Annotated in this window: 16 protein-coding genes; 8 read left to right on the forward strand and 8 right to left on the reverse strand. The window is 70.0% G+C overall.

Annotated elements, in window-relative coordinates; translation table 11 throughout:
* Positions 1 to 218: 218 nt before the first annotated feature.
* Positions 219 to 461: a DUF6243 family protein gene (locus ACIO3R_RS00555; RefSeq protein ID WP_401282468.1), complete on the reverse strand. Its 243-nt coding sequence runs from the start codon at positions 459 to 461 to the stop codon at positions 219 to 221.
* 346 nt (positions 462 to 807) lie between these two features.
* Here ACIO3R_RS00555 and ACIO3R_RS00560 point away from each other — a divergent pair, with 346 nt between their 5' ends.
* On the forward strand, positions 808 to 1,821 hold the full coding sequence (locus ACIO3R_RS00560; protein WP_402101887.1) for an aldo/keto reductase: 1,014 nt from the start codon (positions 808 to 810) through the stop codon (positions 1,819 to 1,821).
* 144 nt (positions 1,822 to 1,965) lie between these two features.
* A complete protein-coding gene (locus tag ACIO3R_RS00565; RefSeq protein WP_402101889.1) occupies positions 1,966 to 2,550 on the forward strand; it encodes a TetR/AcrR family transcriptional regulator in 585 nt (194 codons plus the stop codon).
* Between the two features lie 198 nt (positions 2,551 to 2,748).
* Here the strand turns inward: ACIO3R_RS00565 and ACIO3R_RS00570 are convergent, their stop codons facing one another.
* Both ACIO3R_RS00570 and ACIO3R_RS00575 read right to left on the reverse strand, forming a co-directional pair.
* A complete protein-coding gene (locus ACIO3R_RS00570) occupies positions 2,749 to 2,955 on the reverse strand; it encodes a hypothetical protein (protein ID WP_402101891.1) in 207 nt (68 codons plus the stop codon).
* A gap of 91 nt (positions 2,956 to 3,046) precedes the next feature.
* Entirely contained in the window at positions 3,047 to 4,429 is a 1,383-nt protein-coding gene (locus ACIO3R_RS00575; protein WP_363030822.1) for a glycine--tRNA ligase, read from the reverse strand.
* A gap of 208 nt (positions 4,430 to 4,637) precedes the next feature.
* Here ACIO3R_RS00575 and ACIO3R_RS00580 point away from each other — a divergent pair, with 208 nt between their 5' ends.
* The 4 genes from ACIO3R_RS00580 to ACIO3R_RS00595 all read left to right on the forward strand — a co-directional run bounded on the left by ACIO3R_RS00580 (position 4,638) and on the right by ACIO3R_RS00595 (position 7,868).
* The gene (locus ACIO3R_RS00580; RefSeq protein ID WP_385035841.1) at positions 4,638 to 5,591 is read left to right on the forward strand and encodes a metal ABC transporter substrate-binding protein; all 954 of its coding nucleotides are present in this window, start codon (positions 4,638 to 4,640) and stop codon (positions 5,589 to 5,591) included.
* A 98-nt stretch (positions 5,592 to 5,689) separates the two neighbouring features.
* Positions 5,690 to 6,472 (forward strand): metal ABC transporter ATP-binding protein, encoded by a 783-nt coding sequence (locus tag ACIO3R_RS00585; RefSeq protein ID WP_385035843.1) that lies wholly within the window; start codon positions 5,690 to 5,692, stop codon positions 6,470 to 6,472.
* 2 nt (positions 6,473 to 6,474) lie between these two features.
* Positions 6,475 to 7,368 (forward strand): metal ABC transporter permease, encoded by an 894-nt coding sequence (locus ACIO3R_RS00590; RefSeq protein ID WP_385035842.1) that lies wholly within the window; start codon positions 6,475 to 6,477, stop codon positions 7,366 to 7,368.
* A 65-nt stretch (positions 7,369 to 7,433) separates the two neighbouring features.
* A complete protein-coding gene (locus tag ACIO3R_RS00595) occupies positions 7,434 to 7,868 on the forward strand; it encodes a Fur family transcriptional regulator (RefSeq protein WP_362962667.1) in 435 nt (144 codons plus the stop codon).
* A 39-nt stretch (positions 7,869 to 7,907) separates the two neighbouring features.
* Here the strand turns inward: ACIO3R_RS00595 and ACIO3R_RS00600 are convergent, their stop codons facing one another.
* The 4 genes from ACIO3R_RS00600 to leuA form a co-directional block, all read right to left on the reverse strand.
* Positions 7,908 to 8,726: an isoprenyl transferase gene (locus ACIO3R_RS00600; protein WP_385354030.1), complete on the reverse strand. Its 819-nt coding sequence runs from the start codon at positions 8,724 to 8,726 to the stop codon at positions 7,908 to 7,910.
* Positions 8,727 to 8,760: 34 nt separating this feature from the next.
* A complete protein-coding gene (gene recO / locus ACIO3R_RS00605; RefSeq protein ID WP_385040646.1) occupies positions 8,761 to 9,507 on the reverse strand; it encodes a DNA repair protein RecO in 747 nt (248 codons plus the stop codon).
* 243 nt (positions 9,508 to 9,750) lie between these two features.
* Positions 9,751 to 10,455: a TerB family tellurite resistance protein gene (locus ACIO3R_RS00610; RefSeq protein WP_385040649.1), complete on the reverse strand. Its 705-nt coding sequence runs from the start codon at positions 10,453 to 10,455 to the stop codon at positions 9,751 to 9,753.
* Between the two features lie 214 nt (positions 10,456 to 10,669).
* The gene (leuA, locus tag ACIO3R_RS00615) at positions 10,670 to 12,466 is read right to left on the reverse strand and encodes a 2-isopropylmalate synthase (RefSeq protein WP_385040651.1); all 1,797 of its coding nucleotides are present in this window, start codon (positions 12,464 to 12,466) and stop codon (positions 10,670 to 10,672) included.
* Positions 12,467 to 12,794: 328 nt separating this feature from the next.
* On the opposite strand from leuA, the gene ACIO3R_RS00620 reads away from it, so the two are divergent.
* Positions 12,795 to 13,871 carry a M4 family metallopeptidase gene (locus ACIO3R_RS00620; RefSeq protein WP_385040654.1) on the forward strand — a complete coding sequence of 359 codons (1,077 nt, stop codon included), beginning with the start codon at positions 12,795 to 12,797 and terminating at the stop codon, positions 13,869 to 13,871.
* A 33-nt stretch (positions 13,872 to 13,904) separates the two neighbouring features.
* The gene (locus tag ACIO3R_RS00625) at positions 13,905 to 14,171 is read left to right on the forward strand and encodes a protealysin inhibitor emfourin (RefSeq protein WP_402101896.1); all 267 of its coding nucleotides are present in this window, start codon (positions 13,905 to 13,907) and stop codon (positions 14,169 to 14,171) included.
* Between the two features lie 32 nt (positions 14,172 to 14,203).
* Here ACIO3R_RS00625 and era read toward each other — a convergent pair whose 3' ends face one another.
* Positions 14,204 to 15,178 carry a GTPase Era gene (gene era / locus ACIO3R_RS00630; RefSeq protein WP_352121480.1) on the reverse strand — a complete coding sequence of 325 codons (975 nt, stop codon included), beginning with the start codon at positions 15,176 to 15,178 and terminating at the stop codon, positions 14,204 to 14,206.
* Positions 15,179 to 15,237 lie beyond the last annotated feature (59 nt).

Here is a 15,237-nt window from a genome sequence, read left to right on the forward strand (position 1 = left end):
CGTTCGTCTGGAGCCATCGCGTCGCCGCCTGATCCCATGCGGCAACGGTTTCGGAACACCGCACGACAACCTCCCGCTCGGCCCCAGGCACCGTGACGCCCGAGCGGGAACGGCGATGGCCCGGAACACCTGAGGCGTTCCGGGCCACCGGTCGTACGGGGCACGGGACCGGGCCACCGGTCGTACGGGTCATGCGGCCTGATCCCTGTGAACGGGTGTCAGCTCTGTGCCGGGGTGCCCTGCTCGGCGGCGTCCTGTGCCGGGGCGTCCTGCTCGGCGGCGTCGTCCGCGGGTGCGGGGTGGCCGGCGCGCTCCCGCATCTTGCGCAGCAGCTCCTGCTTCTGCTCGGCCGCCGTCTTACGGTCGGCGTCGCGCTCGGGACCTGCGCCCTGCTGCTCGGCGCGGGACAGCTTCTTCCGCTGTCCGCCGACGCCGAGAAGGTTGTTACGGCTCTTGGCCACGGGGTTCTCCCATTCGTGGTGAAAGTGAGGTCTGAAACGACCCTGGATCGATCCGGTGGGCGGCGGGTGGTCGGACCCGCCGCGCACTCACTCGTAGATCTGGAAGAACGAAGACATGCCGGAACGGTACCGCGCCGGGGACGGGCGCAGCACCGGATTTCCGCCCGGCCGGATCACCCCGAAGAGGGAACATGGACTGACAGATATTGAAATCTGTCATCACGTATGTCAGGGTCGATATGCACGCACAACACCCCGCTCTTCCCTCACGTCCCGTCCTCTCCACTCCGCCTCTGCCCTCTGCCCTCTCCCCCTCCGCCCTCCTCCACCGCTCGGGAGTTTCCTCATGGCCGCCCTCCGCACCCACGCCCTCGGCTCCACCGGCCCACAGGTCTCCACCCTCGGCCTCGGCTGCATGGGGATGTCCGCGCTGTACGGCGAGACGGACCGCGCCGAGTCGGTCGCCACCATTCACGCCGCGCTCGACACCGGTATCAACCTGCTCGACACCGGCGACTTCTACGGCATGGGCCACAACGAGCTACTGATCAACGAGGCCCTGCGCACCGCCCCCGCCGCCGCCCGGGAACGGGCCCTGACCAGCGTGAAGTTCGGCGCGCTGCGGACCGTCGAGGGCGGCTTCAACGGCTACGACGGCCGCCCGGCAGCGGTCAAGAACTTCGCGGCCTACTCACTCCAGCGGCTGGGCCTCGACCACATCGACATCTACCGGATCGCCCGCCTCGACCCCGACGTCCCGGTCGAGGAGACCGTCGGCGCCATCGCCGAGCTGGTCGAGGCCGGACACGTCCGCCACATCGGCCTCTCCGAAGTCGGCGCGGAGAACATCCGGCGGGCAGCGTCCGTCGCCCCGATCTCCGATCTGCAGATCGAGTACTCGCTGCTCTCCCGGTCCATCGAGGCGGAGATCCTGCCCGTCTGCCGGGAGCTGGGCATCGGCGTCACGGCGTACGGGGTGCTCTCCCGCGGGCTGATCAGCGGCCACTTCGCGCGCGACCGCGAGCTGACCGCCGGTGACTTCCGGACCATGAGCCCCCGCTTCCAGGACGAGAACCTCCAGCACAACCTCGACCTGGTCGACGCGCTCCGCACGATCGCGGAGCAGAAGGGCGTCACGGTCGCGCAGATCGCCATCGCCTGGGTCCTCGCCCAGGGGAAGGACATCGTGCCTCTGGTCGGCGCCCGCAGGCGTGACCGGCTGACCGAGGCCCTCGGCTCCCTGGACGTGGAGCTGACCGCGTCCGACCTCGCCGCGATCGAGGAGGCGGTCCCGGCCGGCGCGGCGGCGGGCGCCCGCTACCCCGACAGCCAGATGGCCCACCTGGACAGCGAGCGCTGACCTCCGGGTACGGTCAGCAGCGTTCGGCGCCGCCCCCGGCAGGCCGCACGTGAGACCCCGCCCGGCGGCCGGTCCGGAAACCGCCCGAAGCGGACCGCAGCCGCCCGAAGCCGCTCGACGCCCCCGAAAGGCAGCACACCCGCGATGACGCCGCCCGACCCGCTGACTCCCGAGCGCATCCTCGAAGCCACCGAGGACGTGCTGCGCCGCTACGGACCCGCCAAGGCGACCGTGGTCGACGTGGCCCGGGTGCTCGGCGTCAGCCACGGCAGCGTCTACCGCCACTTCCGCACGAAGGCCGCCCTCCGCGAGGCCGTGACCGGTCGCTGGCTGACGCGCACGGAGCTCGCGCTCACCGAGATCCTGCACGCCTCGGCCCAGCCGGCCCCGGAGAGGCTGCGGCAGTGGCTGGAGGCGCTGTTCGAGGCCAAGCGGCACAAGGCGGGTGACGATCCGGAGCTGTTCGCCACGTACGAGGTGCTGACGGGCGAGAGCACCGTGGTCGAGGAGCACGTCCGCGAACTGGTGGGCCAGCTGCGGGAGATGATCGAGGAGGGGGTGGCCGACGGGCAGTTCACCGTGGACGACCCCGCGGCGGCGGCGCAGGCGGTGTTCGACGCGACGGCGCGGTTCCACGACCCGGCGTATGCCGCCGAGTGGCGGAAACCCGCCATCGTCGCCGAGTTCACCGCTGTCTCGGACCTGCTGCTGCGCGGCCTGCGCGCCTGAGGGCGGGCATCGACGGTGGGTTTCAGCCGCGGCTTCGGCTGTGACATCGGCTGTGACGCCGACTCGACCGTGATGCCTACTCGACCGTGACATCGACGCGACCGCGACATCGATTCGACCGTGACGCCGACTCGACTGTGATGCCTACTCGACCGTGACATCGACGCGACCGTGACGCCGACTCGACTGTGACGCCGGCTACGTCGCCGTGGGGTCGACCGTCGCCTGGTGCGCCTCGGCGAGATGTTCCTCGGCCTTGAGCCAGGGCAGGAACTGCGCCCCCTTGCGCCAGTCGCAGGTGTCGCAGCTCAACTGCCGCTGCATCCCCGACTTCCTCACGTGGACTGTGTGTTCACGGCCGTGCTGGTCCCATCTGCTGACCTTGCTCGTGGTCATGGACGGCATCCGAGCCTCCTGTGGACGATTGTGCCCAGTGTGCACGAGGCCCCCGGTTCCGTTCGGGGAACCGGGGGCCTCGTCCAGCGGATGCGGTGGATCAGCAGCCGAGCAGCCGCGCACCGAGGTACGCCTGGATCTGGTCCAGCGAGACGCGCTCCTGCTTCATGGTGTCGCGCTCGCGCACCGTCACCGCGTTGTCGTCGAGGGTGTCGAAGTCGACGGTGACGCAGAACGGCGTACCGATCTCGTCCTGGCGACGGTAACGGCGGCCGATGGCGCCCGCGTCGTCGAACTCGATGTTCCAGTTCTGCCGCAGGTCGGCCGCGAGGCCCTTGGCCTTCGGCGAGAGCTGCGGGTTGCGGGACAGCGGCAGGACCGCGACCTTGACCGGCGCCAGGCGCGGGTCGAGGCGCATCACGGTGCGCTTCTCCATGACGCCCTTGGCGTTGGGCGCCTCGTCCTCGATGTAGGCGTCCAGCAGGAAGGCCAGGACCGAGCGGCCGACACCGGCCGCCGGCTCGATGACGTAGGGGGTCCAGCGCTCGCCGGCCTCCTGGTCGAAGAAGGACAGGTCGGTGCCCGAGGCCTTGGAGTGCGCCTTCAGGTCGTAGTCCGTGCGGTTGGCGACGCCCTCCAGCTCGCCCCACTCGCTGCCGCCGAAGCGGAAGCGGTACTCGATGTCAGCGGTGCGCTTGGAGTAGTGGGAGAGCTTCTCCGCCGGGTGCTCGAACCACCGCATGTTCTCCTCGCGGAGGCCCAGGCCGGTGTACCAGTTCCAGCGCTGCTCCATCCAGTACTCCTGCCACTGCTCGTCCTCGCCCGGCTTGACGAAGAACTCCATCTCCATCTGCTCGAACTCGCGGGTGCGGAAGATGAAGTTGCCCGGAGTGATCTCGTTCCGGAAGGACTTGCCCATCTGCGCGATGCCGAACGGCGGCTTCTTGCGCGAGGTCTGCTGCACCTGGCCGAAGTTGGTGAAGATGCCCTGGGCGGTCTCGGGGCGCAGGTAGGCGACCGAGCCGGAGTCCTGGGTCGGGCCGAGGTGCGTGGAGAGCAGGCCGGAGAACTCCTTGGGCTCGGTGAAGGTGCCCTTGTTGCCGCAGTTGGGGCAGTTGAGGTCGGCGAGGCCGTTGACCGGCGGCTTGCCGTGCTTCTCCTCGTACGCCTCCTCCAGGTGGTCCGCGCGGTAGCGCTTGTGGCAGGAGGTGCACTCGGTCAGCGGGTCGGAGAACGTGGCGACGTGACCCGAGGCCACCCACACCTCGGGGGCCAGGATGACCGACGAGTCGAGTCCGACCACGTCCTCGCGCGAAGTGACCATGTAGCGCCACCACTGGCGCTTGAGGTTCTCCTTGAGCTCAACGCCCAGCGGCCCGTAGTCCCAGGCGGCGCGCTGACCACCGTAGATCTCACTGGAGGGGAAAACGAAGCCACGGCGCTTGCTCAGGCTGACGATGGAGTCGATCTTGTCGGCGGCCACGGTGCTCTCTTCATTACGACGACGAAATTGGACAGGGCCTGCGCGAAGCGCCTCAGTGGGGGGTGGTGGTCAGGAGACGGGTGCGCGGATCCCTCAGATTACCGGCGGGCACGCCCCTTCGATCAAATCGGTATCGGGTCAGTCACATCCGGAGGCATCTCATCAGCCTTGTTGACAATCGTTTCCATTTTTGTTGAAAATGACTGTCATGAACGAACGCCGCCTCATACCCACCGCAGCCGTCGCCGGAGCAGTCGTCCTCGGCCTCACCGTGCTCTCCGCCTGCTCGACATCCGACGCCGCCGACCACAGGAGCGGCGACAAGCTGAACGTGGTGGCGTCGTTCTACCCGATGCAGTTCCTTGCCGAGCGAATAGGCGGCGACCACGTCTCCGTCTCCACCCTCACCAAGCCCGGGGTCGAGCCGCACGACCTGGAGCTCAGCCCCCGGCAGATCGGCGGGCTCAGCGACGCCGACTACATCCTCTACCTCAAGGGCATCCAGCCCGCCGTGGACGACGCGATCAAGCTCTCCGAGTCGGAGCACACCGTCGACGCCGCGAAGCTGACCACGCTGGAGGACCACGGCACCGAGGCCGGCGGCGAGGAGCACGGCCACGAGCACGAGGGCGAGGAGCCCGGCGCCGACCCGCACATCTGGCTGGACCCGGTGAAGTACGCCGAGGTCGCCAAGGGGGTCGGGAAGTCCCTGGAGAAGACCGACCCGGACCACGCCGCGGACTACCGCAAGAACACCGCCACCCTGGTCAAGGAGCTCGGCGCGCTCGACACCGCGTACGCGACGGGGCTGAGGAACACCGCCACCAAGACCTTCATCACCACCCACTCCGCCTTCGGATACCTGGCCGAGCGCTACGGCCTCACCCAGGAGGGCATCGCCGGCATCGACCCCGAGGCCGAGCCCAGTCCCGCGCGGATCAGCGCCCTGCACTCCATCGCGGAGAAGAAGAAGGTCACCACCGTCTTCTTCGAGACGCTCGCCAGCGACAAGACGGCGAAGACCGTCGCCCGGGACACCGGCCTGCGGACCGACGTCCTGGACCCGCTGGAGGGAATTACCGACAAGTCCAAGGGCGATGACTACATCGAGGTCATGAAGTCCAACCTCGCCGCGCTCCAGAAGGCACTCGGCGCGAAGTGAGCGACACGACCGACACGACCGACACGAGCGACGCGGCCGAACCGCCCGGCCCGCCCGATCCGATCCGCCCGAACCCCGCAGCAGCACCGGAGGCGCTCATGCCCGAGCCCGCGAGCTCCACCCCCGAACCCGTGATCGTCCTGCGCGACGCCTCTGCCACCCTCGGAGCACGCCCCGTGCTGCGCGGCGTCGACCTGACCGTGCACCGCGGCGAGGTCGTCGCACTGCTCGGCGCCAACGGCTCCGGCAAGTCGACCGCCGTGCGCTCCGCCATCGGCCAGGTCCCCCTCACCGGTGGCGCCGTCGAGCTCTTCGGCACCCCGCTGCGCAGGTTCCGCGACTGGGCGCGGGTGGGCTACGTACCGCAGCGCACCACGGCGGCCGGCGGCGTACCGGCCACCATCCGCGAGGTCGTCTCCTCCGGGCGGCTGTCCCGGACCGGGCTTGGCCTGCCGCGCAAGGCCGACCGCGCCGCCGTCGACCGGGCCATCGAGCTCGTCGGTCTCGCCGACCGCGCCAAGGACTCGGTGAACGCCCTCTCCGGCGGCCAGCACCAGCGCGTCCTGATCGCCCGCGCGCTCGCCGCGGAGCCCGAGCTGCTGATCATGGACGAGCCGATGGCCGGCGTCGACCTGGCCAGCCAGGAGATCCTCGCCGCGACCCTGCGCGAGCAGGTCGCGGCCGGCACCACCGTGCTGCTCGTCCTGCACGAGCTGGGCCCGCTGGAGCCGCTGATCGACCGCGCGGTCGTCCTGCGCGACGGCTGCGTGATGCACGACGGACCGCCCCCGAAGGCCCTCGGGCAGCACGCCCTGCCCGGCCACGACCACGTACACCCCCACGCGGCTTCCGAGCCCGTCCGGACGGGACTGCTGAGCTGATCATGGAATTCCTCACCCCTCCCTTCATGCAGCGGGCACTGATCGCCGCCGTGCTGGTCGGCGTCATCGCCCCCGCCGTCGGCATCTACCTGGTGCAACGCCGGCAGGCCCTGATGGGCGACGGCATCGGCCACATCGCGATGACCGGTGTCGGCCTCGGCTTCCTGCTCTCCACCAGCCCGGTCTGGATGGCCACCGCCGTCGCCGTCGTGGGCGCCGTCGTCATGGAGCTGATCCGCTGGTACGGACGCACCCGCGGCGACATCGCGCTGGCGATGCTCTTCTACGGCGGCATGGCGGGCGGTGTCCTGCTGATCAACCTCTCCGACACCGGCTCCAACGCCAACCTCACCTCCTACCTCTTCGGCTCGCTCGCCACGGTCTCCTCCGAGGACATCACCGCGATCGGCCTGCTGGCCGCCTTCGTGCTGCTGGTGACGGTGGGGCTGCGCAGGCAGCTGTTCGCGGTCAGCCAGGACGAGGAGTTCGCCCGGGTCACCGGGCTGCCGGTGCGGGTGCTGAACCTGCTGGTCGCGGTCACCGCGGCGGTCACCGTCACCGTCGCGATGCGGGTCGTCGGGCTCCTGCTGGTCAGTGCCCTGATGGTGGTCCCGGTCGCCGCCGCGCAGCAGATCACCCGGTCCTTCAAGGTGACGTTCGTGCTCTCGGTCGTCATCGGGGTGGCGGTCACCCTGGCCGGCACCGTGACCTCGTACTACCAGGACGTACCGCCCGGCGCGACGATCGTGCTGCTGGCCATCGGCGTCTTCGTCGCGCTGACCCTGCTCGCCGCTCCCCTGGCCAGAAGCCGCGCGCGCAGGAGCGAATCGGCCCCGCAACGGTGCACCCTGGAGGTACCGGCCACCCGCCGGGCCACGGACGACGTCCACGTCTGACCCCGGGACCGGGCCGGGCTGGCACAATGGCCCGACAAACGTACGGGCGACACGAGGAGGCTCCTGTGGCGACGGCGCCGATCAGCGGAACCAACGCGGCACCGGTACGAGGCCGCTCGACCCGGCAGCGGACGGCGGTGGCCGCCGCGCTCGACGAGGTGGACGAGTTCCGCAGCGCGCAGGAGCTGCACGACGTGCTCAAGCACCGCGGCGACTCGGTCGGGCTGACCACGGTCTACCGCACCCTGCAGTCCCTCGCGGACGCGGGCGAGGTCGATGTGCTGCGCACCACCGAGGGCGAGTCCGTCTACCGGCGGTGCTCGACCGGCGACCACCACCACCATCTGGTGTGCCGGATGTGCGGCAAGGCCGTCGAGGTCGAGGGCCCGGCCGTGGAGCAGTGGGCGGAGACGATCGCGGCGCAGCACGGCTACGTGAACGTGGCGCACACGGTGGAGGTCTTCGGCACCTGCGCGGAGTGCGCGAGCGCGGGGAAGTGATCCGGGCCCGCTGGGGCGATGCCCCCGCGGGCCCGCTGCTCAGCTGCCGGAGGCCGCGGCCTCCACCGCACCGCCGAAGCGGCGGTCGCGCTGGGCGAATTCGAGACAGGCCCGCCAGAGGTCACGGCGGTCGAAGTCCGGCCACAGCACGTCCTGGAAGACCATCTCGGCGTAGGCGCTCTGCCAGATCAGGTAGTTGGACGTGCGCTGCTCGCCGCTCGGGCGGACGAAGAGGTCGACGTCCGGCATGTCCGGGTAGTAGGTGTACTTCGCGAAGGTCTTCTCGTTGACCTTCGCCGGGTCGAGCTTTCCGTCCGCGACGTCCTGCGCGATCCGCTGCGCGGCGTCGGCGATCTCGGCCCGGCCGCCGTAGTTGACGCAGAAGTACAGCGTCATCTTGTCGTTGTCCTTGGTCTGCTCCTGGGCGACCTGGAGTTCCTGGACGACGGACTTCCACAGCTTCGGCATGCGGCCGACCCAGCGGATCCGGATGCCGAGCTCGTCCATCTCGTCACGGCGGCGGCGGATGACGTCCCGGTTGAAGTTCATCAGGAACTTCACCTCCTCCGGGGACCGCTTCCAGTTCTCGGTGGAGAAGGCGTACAGCGAGAGGTTCTTGACGCCCATCTCGATACAGCCCTTGAGCACGTCCATGACGACGCCCTCGCCGACCTTGTGGCCCTCGGTGCGCGGCAGACCGCGCTCCTTGGCCCAGCGGCCGTTGCCGTCCATCACCACGGCGACGTGCTTGGGCACCAGCTCACCGGGGATCTTCGGGGGCACGGCACCGGACGGGTGCGGCTCCGGGGTCTTGTGGTCGCGCCGGTTACGGCCGCCGAGAATCCCGCGTACTGCCATGAACTGTCTCGCTCCCTCTGCCTGACTGCCTGTGTCACTTCTCTACGTACCGCAGTGAGCGCAGTCCGCGCTCCAGATGCCAGTGCAGGTAGGCGGACACCAGCCCGCTCCCCTCCCTGGCATGCCGCGCCTCGCACGCGTCCGCCGTCTCCCAGTCGCCGGTGAGCAGTGCGCTCAGCAGGGTGACGGCCTCCGCCGAGGGTACGACGCTGCCGGGTACCCGGCAGTCGCCGCATACGACGCCGCCCGCCGCGACGGAGAAGAACCGGTTCGGTCCGGACATTCCGCACCGGGCGCAGTCGTCGAAGCTCGGTGCGTAGCCGTTGACGGCGAGGGAACGCAGCAGGAAGGCGTCGAGGATGAGGTGCGGCTCGTGCTCCCCTCGGGACAGTGTCCGCAGTCCGCCCACCAGCAGCAGGTACTGCTGGACCGCGGGTTCGCCCTCGTGGTCGGTGAAGCGCTCGGCGGTCTCCAGCATCGCGGTGCCCGCGGTGTAGCGCCCGTAGTCGGTGACGATGCCGCTGCCGTAGGGGGCGATCGTCTCGCCCTGGGTGCAGAGCGGCAGGCCGCGCCCGATCAGCTCGCTGCCGCGTGCGAAGAACTGCACGTCCACGTGGGAGAACGGCTCCAGCCGGGCCCCGAACTTCGACTTCGTGCGCCGCACACCGCGTGCGACGGCCCGTACCCGGCCGTGGCCGCGGGTCAGGATCGTGATGATCCGGTCGGCCTCGCCCAGCTTCTGCGTGCGGAGCACCACGCCGTCGTCCCGGAACAAGCTCATGGCTCCATTGTCCGGTACGCGGCCGGCCCGCCGGGGCCGCCCCCGGAGCCGGAACACCCGGCGGCCGCGGAGCACCGCGGCGTCGGCATCGCCAGGAGCCCGCACAGCACGCCCACGGCGGCGATGGGTCCCGTTCCGCGACCGCAGGCCGGTTCGGCCGCCAGAAGGCACAGGAGGCCCGCCGCGGGGGTCGCTGAGGGCGCCCACGACGGGGAGGGTGGTGCGGCATCGCGGCGGAACGGCTCAGGAGGGCGTGCGCGCCGCCGCGGCGAGCAGCCGGGCGGTGTCCTCGGCGCGGAGCTGGAGCGCCCCGCCGACCGTGGTCAGCACCTCGCGTTCGGCCTGGCTGTACGGGCCGTCGGCGAGTGCGATCCGGGCGCCCTGGAGCAGGATCGACTCGCGTCCGGCCGGGGCCAGGTGCGGGCCGAGGGGTTCCAGCGCCTCGTGGAGCTCGATGGCGAGGGCGGCGCCGCAGGCCTCGGCGGCCGGGTCGAACGCCGAACCGTGGCCGATGTCGGCGGAGAGGACCTCGACGACGGTGGCCAGCTGCTCCTGCGTGCAGTCGTCGAACCCGGCACCGCGCACCGTGGCGACCGCGGTCTCCAGGACCGTGCGGGAGGTGGTGCCGCCGGCCGCCAGGACGCCGAGCGCCACGGTGTGGACGGCGTCCTTGAGCATCGCGGAGAACCGGGTGGTGGTGGGGTGGTCGAGCGTCTCGGTGTCGAAGTGGGCGTGGCACGCGGCGCATTCGACGACCGGGCCCACGGTGCCGCGCCGCAGCAGCGGCACGCCGAGGACGGCGAACCGGCGGCGTCCGGTGAGGCGGCGGTAGTTGCGGTCACCTCCGCAGCCGGTGCAGAAGAACTCGCCGTCACCGACGGTGTCCCACATGGTGCGGATGCCGCAGATACGCAGCTTTATGGCGTGTCGTCCCCAGGCTGACCGCACGTCGCACACCTCCGTAACTCCCCCGTGGCCCTGAGGACACGGGAGGTACCCGCACGGCAACATTGCCGTGTTGACGTGATGTTAACCACATGTACCGGAGGACGTCAGCACCTCGCTCGTCACAACCGCCCGGAGATGGCCGAACCCCGCCCCCCCGGGTGCGGGTGGGCGGGGTCACGAACCGTCCTGCTTCACGCCCTTTCGGGCACGGAGGTCAGCGGGTGGCGCGGTTGACGGCCGAGACGACCGCCTTCAGCGAGGCCCGGGTGGTGTTGGCGTCGATGCCGATGCCCCACAGGACCTTTCCGTCGATCGCGCACTCGATGTACGAGGCGGCCTGCGCGCTCGCGCCCTCGCTCATCGTGTGCTCGGTGTAGTCCAGCAGCCGGGCGTCGATGCCGATGGCCTGCAACGCCTCGAAGAACGCCGAGATCGGGCCGTTGCCGGTGCCGGTGAGCACGGTGTCCGCGCCGTCCACGGTCGCGTCGACGGTGATCGTGTCCCGGCCGTCGGAGCCCGTGGTGGTCTGGCCGGAGCGGATCTGTACGCGCCCCCACTGCGCCGCGGCGTCCTCGGGACTGGGCAGGTACTCGTCCTGGAACGTCGTCCAGATCTGCGCCGGCGTGACCTCGCCGCCCTCGGCGTCGGTCTTGGCCTGAATGATCCGGGAGTACTCGATCTGCATCCGGCGCGGCAGGTCCAGCTTGTGGTCGTTCTTCAGGACATACGCGATTCCGCCCTTGCCGGACTGCGAGTTGACCCGGATGACCGCCTCGTAGCTGCGGCCGACGTCCTTCGGGTCGATCGGCAGGTACGGCACCGCCCACTCGAGGTCGTCCACCGTCTTGCCCTGGGCGGCCGCGTCGGCCTCCATGGCGTCGAAGCCCTTCTTGATGGCGTCCTGGTGGGAGCCGGAGAAGGCGGTGTAGACCAGGTCGCCCGCGTAGGGGTGGCGCGGGTGGACCTCCATCTGGTTGCAGTACTCGCTGGTGCGGCGGATCTCGTCGATCTGCGAGAAGTCGATCTGCGGGTCGACGCCCTGCGAGAAGAGGTTCATGCCCAGCGTCACCAGGTCGACGTTGCCGGTGCGCTCGCCCTGGCCGAACAGGCAGCCCTCGATCCGGTCCGCCCCGGCCATCAGGGCCAGCTCGGCGGCGGCGACGGCGGTGCCGCGGTCGTTGTGCGGGTGGACGGACAGGCAGACGAACTCGCGGCGCGACAGGTTGCGCGACATCCACTCGAAGCGGTCGGCGTGCGTGGACGGCGTCGAACGCTCCACGGTGGCGGGCAGGTTGAGGATGATCTCGCGGCCCTCCTCGGGCTGCCAGACGTCGCACACCGCCTCGCAGACCTCCAGGGCGAAGTCCAGCTCGGTGTCGGTGAAGATCTCGGGGCTGTACTGGTAGCCGAAGATCGTCTCCTCGCCCAGGATCTTCTCGGCGTACTCCATGACCAGCCGGGTGCCGTCCACGGCGATCTGCTTGACCTGCTCCCTGGAGCCGCGGAAGACGACGCGGCGGAAGGTGGGGGCGGTCGCGTTGTACAGGTGGACGGTGGCGCGATGGGCTCCGACCAGTGATTCGACGGTCCGCTCGATCAGCTCCTCGCGGGCCTGCGTCAGGACGGAGATCGTCACGTCCTCGGGGATCGCGCCCTCTTCGATGATGGAGCGGACGAACGCGAAGTCGGTCTCGCCGGAGGACGGGAAGCCGACCTCGATCTCCTTGTAGCCCATGCGCACCAGCAGGTCGAACATCTCGCGCTTGCGGGCCGGTGACATCGGGTCGATCAGGGCCTGGTTGCCGTCGCGCAGGTCCGTGGAGAGCCAGCGGGGCGCGACCGTGACGCGCTGGTCCGGCCAGGTGCGGTCGGGGATCTCGACCGCCTCGTAGTGGCCGTACTTGCCGATCGGCATCCCGGACGGCTTCTGCAGCCCCGTGGCGTTGGTGATCGGCGTGGGGCGGCCGACGGCGTCGTCGGCGGGGGCCTGAGCGGGATTCACTGCGGTCATGACGTGGGGCTCCTCGGAGTCCGGCAAAGGAGGGGGTCCCCCCTGCTCTTCAAGAGCTCGGGGGAGGCCGACCGTGTCGCTGCAACACCAGACTCCGCGGGGAGGGGGGTCGGCCTACGACTTACAGACCCTCGCCGCGGCAGCTAAGAAGGAGCAGCCCGAAACGCATGATGCGAAGAGAGTAACCGAGCAACGCCCGAGAGGCCGGTGCCGTATCAGTATGCGGGACCGGGTGCCGGTAACGGGTGAACAGTGACCGATCACTCTATTTCATCAATCCTGGTGGCAACCCGTGACACCGCGATCACACAGTGCCACAGTCGATTGCATGCAGCCTCGAACTCAGCACGGGTCCCACCCCGTCTTCTGCACCATCGTGCCGCCCCACGTCCTCGACAAGCTGTCGCAGTCCGACGATCCCCTCCTGGCGGGCCCGGCCCGCCGCACCCTGGAGGCCGACGCCGCCCGGCGCACCCTCCGCCAGGTGACGACCCCCGTCCCGCCACGCGTCGCCCCCGCACCGGAGGACGACCGTTCCGGCAAACCCGACCGCACCCTGTACGACTGCCGGCACCGCACCGGGCTGCCCGGCACCAAGGTCCGCGCCGAGGGCGAGGACCCCACGGGCGACGCCAGCGTCAACCGCGCCTACGCCGGCCTCGGAGCCACCTTCGAACTGCTGCTCAAGGCCTATGGGCGGCGTTCGATCGACGGCAAGGGGCTGCCGCTGATCGGCTCCGTCCACTACGACGAGAATTACAACAACGCCTTCTTCGACGGCGAGCAGATGGTGTTCGGCGACGGGGACGGGGAGATCTTCCTGGACTTCACCGTCGCCATCGACGTCATCGCCCACGAGCTGGCGCACGGCCTCACCCAGTACACGGCCAACCTGAGCTACTACGGCCAGTCGGGCGCGCTCAACGAGTCCGTCTCGGACGTGTTCGGCTCCCTGGTCAAGCAGTACTCGCTGGGCCAGACCGCCGAGCAGGCCGACTGGCTGATCGGTGCGGGCCTGCTGGCGCCCAGGGTCCAGGGGGTGGCGCTGCGCTCGATGAAGGCGCCCGGCACCGCGTACGACGACGACGTGCTCGGCAAGGACCCGCAGCCCGCGTCGATGGACGACTACATCCACACCGGCGACGACAACGGCGGAGTGCACCTCAACTCCGGCATCCCGAACCGCGCGTTCTATCTGCTGGCGACCGCGCTCGGCGGCAGTTCCTGGGAACGGGCCGGACAGCTCTGGTTCGATGTGCTCACCGGTGGTGAACTGGCGGTGGACGCGGACTTCGCGGCCTTCGCCCGGCTGACCGTCGCGGCGGCACGCAGCCGCTTCGGCGAGGGGGACGAGGCGGAGGCGGTCCTCAAGGCCTGGTCGGAGGTGGGCGTACCGACCGCGTAGACAGCAGGCCCGCCCGTCGAGGAAGGACACCTTATGCGGATCCAGGTGAGCAGGACCGGCGGTTTCGCCGGTATCGCACGCCACCGCGAGATCGACACCTCCGGGCGGGCCGACGCCCGCGAATGGGAGATCCTGGCCGAATCGGCGCTCACCGCGGGCCGGGACGCCCCGCCGGCCGGCGTTCCGGACGGCTTCGGCTACCGGATCACGGTCGGCGACCGGACCGTGCACTGCGCGGACCCGCGGCTGACCGACGCCCAGCGCGCACTGGTCTCACGCGTCCTGAAGGAGGGCGCGTGAGACCGGCGGACCGGTGAGCCTCCCGAGGCCCCTCAGAACCCCAGCTTGCGCAGTTGCTTGGGGTCCCGCTGCCAGTCCTTGGCGACCTTCACGTGCAGGTCGAGGAAGACCGGCGTACCGAGCAGCGCCTCGATGTGCTTGCGCGACTTGGTGCCGACGTCCTTGAGCCGCTTGCCCTTCGGGCCGATGATGATGCCCTTCTGGCTGGGGCGCTCGATGTAGACGTTGGCGTGGATGTCGAGCAGCGGCTTGTCCGCCGGACGGTCCTCGCGCGGCAGCATCTCCTCGACGACGACCGCGATGGAGTGCGGCAGCTCGTCGCGTACGCCTTCGAGCGCGGCCTCCCGGATCAGCTCCGCGACCATGACCATCTCGGGCTCGTCGGTGAGGTCGCCCTCCGGGTAGAGCGGCGGGCTCTCGGGGAGCAGCGGGGCGATCAGGTCGGCCAGCAGGCCGACCTGGTCGTCCTTGACGGCCGAGACCGGGATGATCTCCGCCCACTCGAAGCCGAGCTCCTCGCCGAGGCGGGAGACGGCCAGCAGCTGTTCGGCGAGCTGCTTGGACTCGACCAGGTCGGACTTGGTGATGATCGCGATCTTGGGCGTCTTCTTGATGCCCGCGAGTTCCTTGATGATGTATTTGTCACCGGGGCCGAGCTTCTGGTCGGCGGGCAGGCAGAACCCGATGACGTCGACCTCGGCCCAGGTGGTGCGTACGACGTCGTTGAGACGCTCGCCCAGCAGGGTGCGCGGCTTGTGGAGGCCGGGGGTGTCGACCAGGATCAGCTGCGCGTCCGGCCGGTGCACGATGCCGCGGACCGTGTGCCGGGTGGTCTGTGGCCGGTTGGACGTGATCGCCACCTTCTGGCCGACCAGAGCGTTCGTAAGGGTGGACTTGCCCGCGTTGGGACGGCCCACGAAGCAGGCGAAGCCGGCCCGGTGCGGGGCGGTGTTCTCAGCCTGCTGCGCAGCAGCTTCTGGGTTAGGTCGAGCGCTCATGGCGCCCATTGTCCCCGATCCCGGCGGCACTGCCGCACCAAGGCGCCCGGCGGGGCCGCCGGGCCCCT

Origin of the sequence: Streptomyces sp. NPDC087428 (assembly GCF_044744085.1) — a bacterium.
In the GTDB taxonomy this organism is placed as follows: Bacteria; Actinomycetota; Actinomycetes; order Streptomycetales; family Streptomycetaceae; genus Streptomyces.

Excerpts from the sequence above, each read along its gene's own strand:
- ACIO3R_RS00560 (WP_402101887.1), top strand. The coding sequence starts at position 808 with ATGGCCGCCCTCCGCACCCACGCCCTCGGCTCCACCGGCCCACAGGTC.
- ACIO3R_RS00565 (WP_402101889.1), top strand. The coding sequence starts at position 1,966 with ATGACGCCGCCCGACCCGCTGACTCCCGAGCGCATCCTCGAAGCCACC.
- ACIO3R_RS00570 (WP_402101891.1), bottom strand. The coding sequence starts at position 2,955 with ATGCCGTCCATGACCACGAGCAAGGTCAGCAGATGGGACCAGCACGGC.
- ACIO3R_RS00580 (WP_385035841.1), top strand. The coding sequence starts at position 4,638 with ATGAACGAACGCCGCCTCATACCCACCGCAGCCGTCGCCGGAGCAGTC.
- ACIO3R_RS00585 (WP_385035843.1), top strand. The coding sequence starts at position 5,690 with ATGCCCGAGCCCGCGAGCTCCACCCCCGAACCCGTGATCGTCCTGCGC.
- ACIO3R_RS00590 (WP_385035842.1), top strand. The coding sequence starts at position 6,475 with ATGGAATTCCTCACCCCTCCCTTCATGCAGCGGGCACTGATCGCCGCC.
- ACIO3R_RS00600 (WP_385354030.1), bottom strand. The coding sequence starts at position 8,726 with ATGGCAGTACGCGGGATTCTCGGCGGCCGTAACCGGCGCGACCACAAG.
- recO (WP_385040646.1), bottom strand. The coding sequence starts at position 9,507 with ATGAGCTTGTTCCGGGACGACGGCGTGGTGCTCCGCACGCAGAAGCTG.
- leuA (WP_385040651.1), bottom strand. The coding sequence starts at position 12,466 with ATGACCGCAGTGAATCCCGCTCAGGCCCCCGCCGACGACGCCGTCGGC.
- ACIO3R_RS00620 (WP_385040654.1), top strand. The coding sequence starts at position 12,795 with ATGCAGCCTCGAACTCAGCACGGGTCCCACCCCGTCTTCTGCACCATC.
- ACIO3R_RS00625 (WP_402101896.1), top strand. The coding sequence starts at position 13,905 with ATGCGGATCCAGGTGAGCAGGACCGGCGGTTTCGCCGGTATCGCACGC.
- era (WP_352121480.1), bottom strand. The coding sequence starts at position 15,178 with ATGGGCGCCATGAGCGCTCGACCTAACCCAGAAGCTGCTGCGCAGCAG.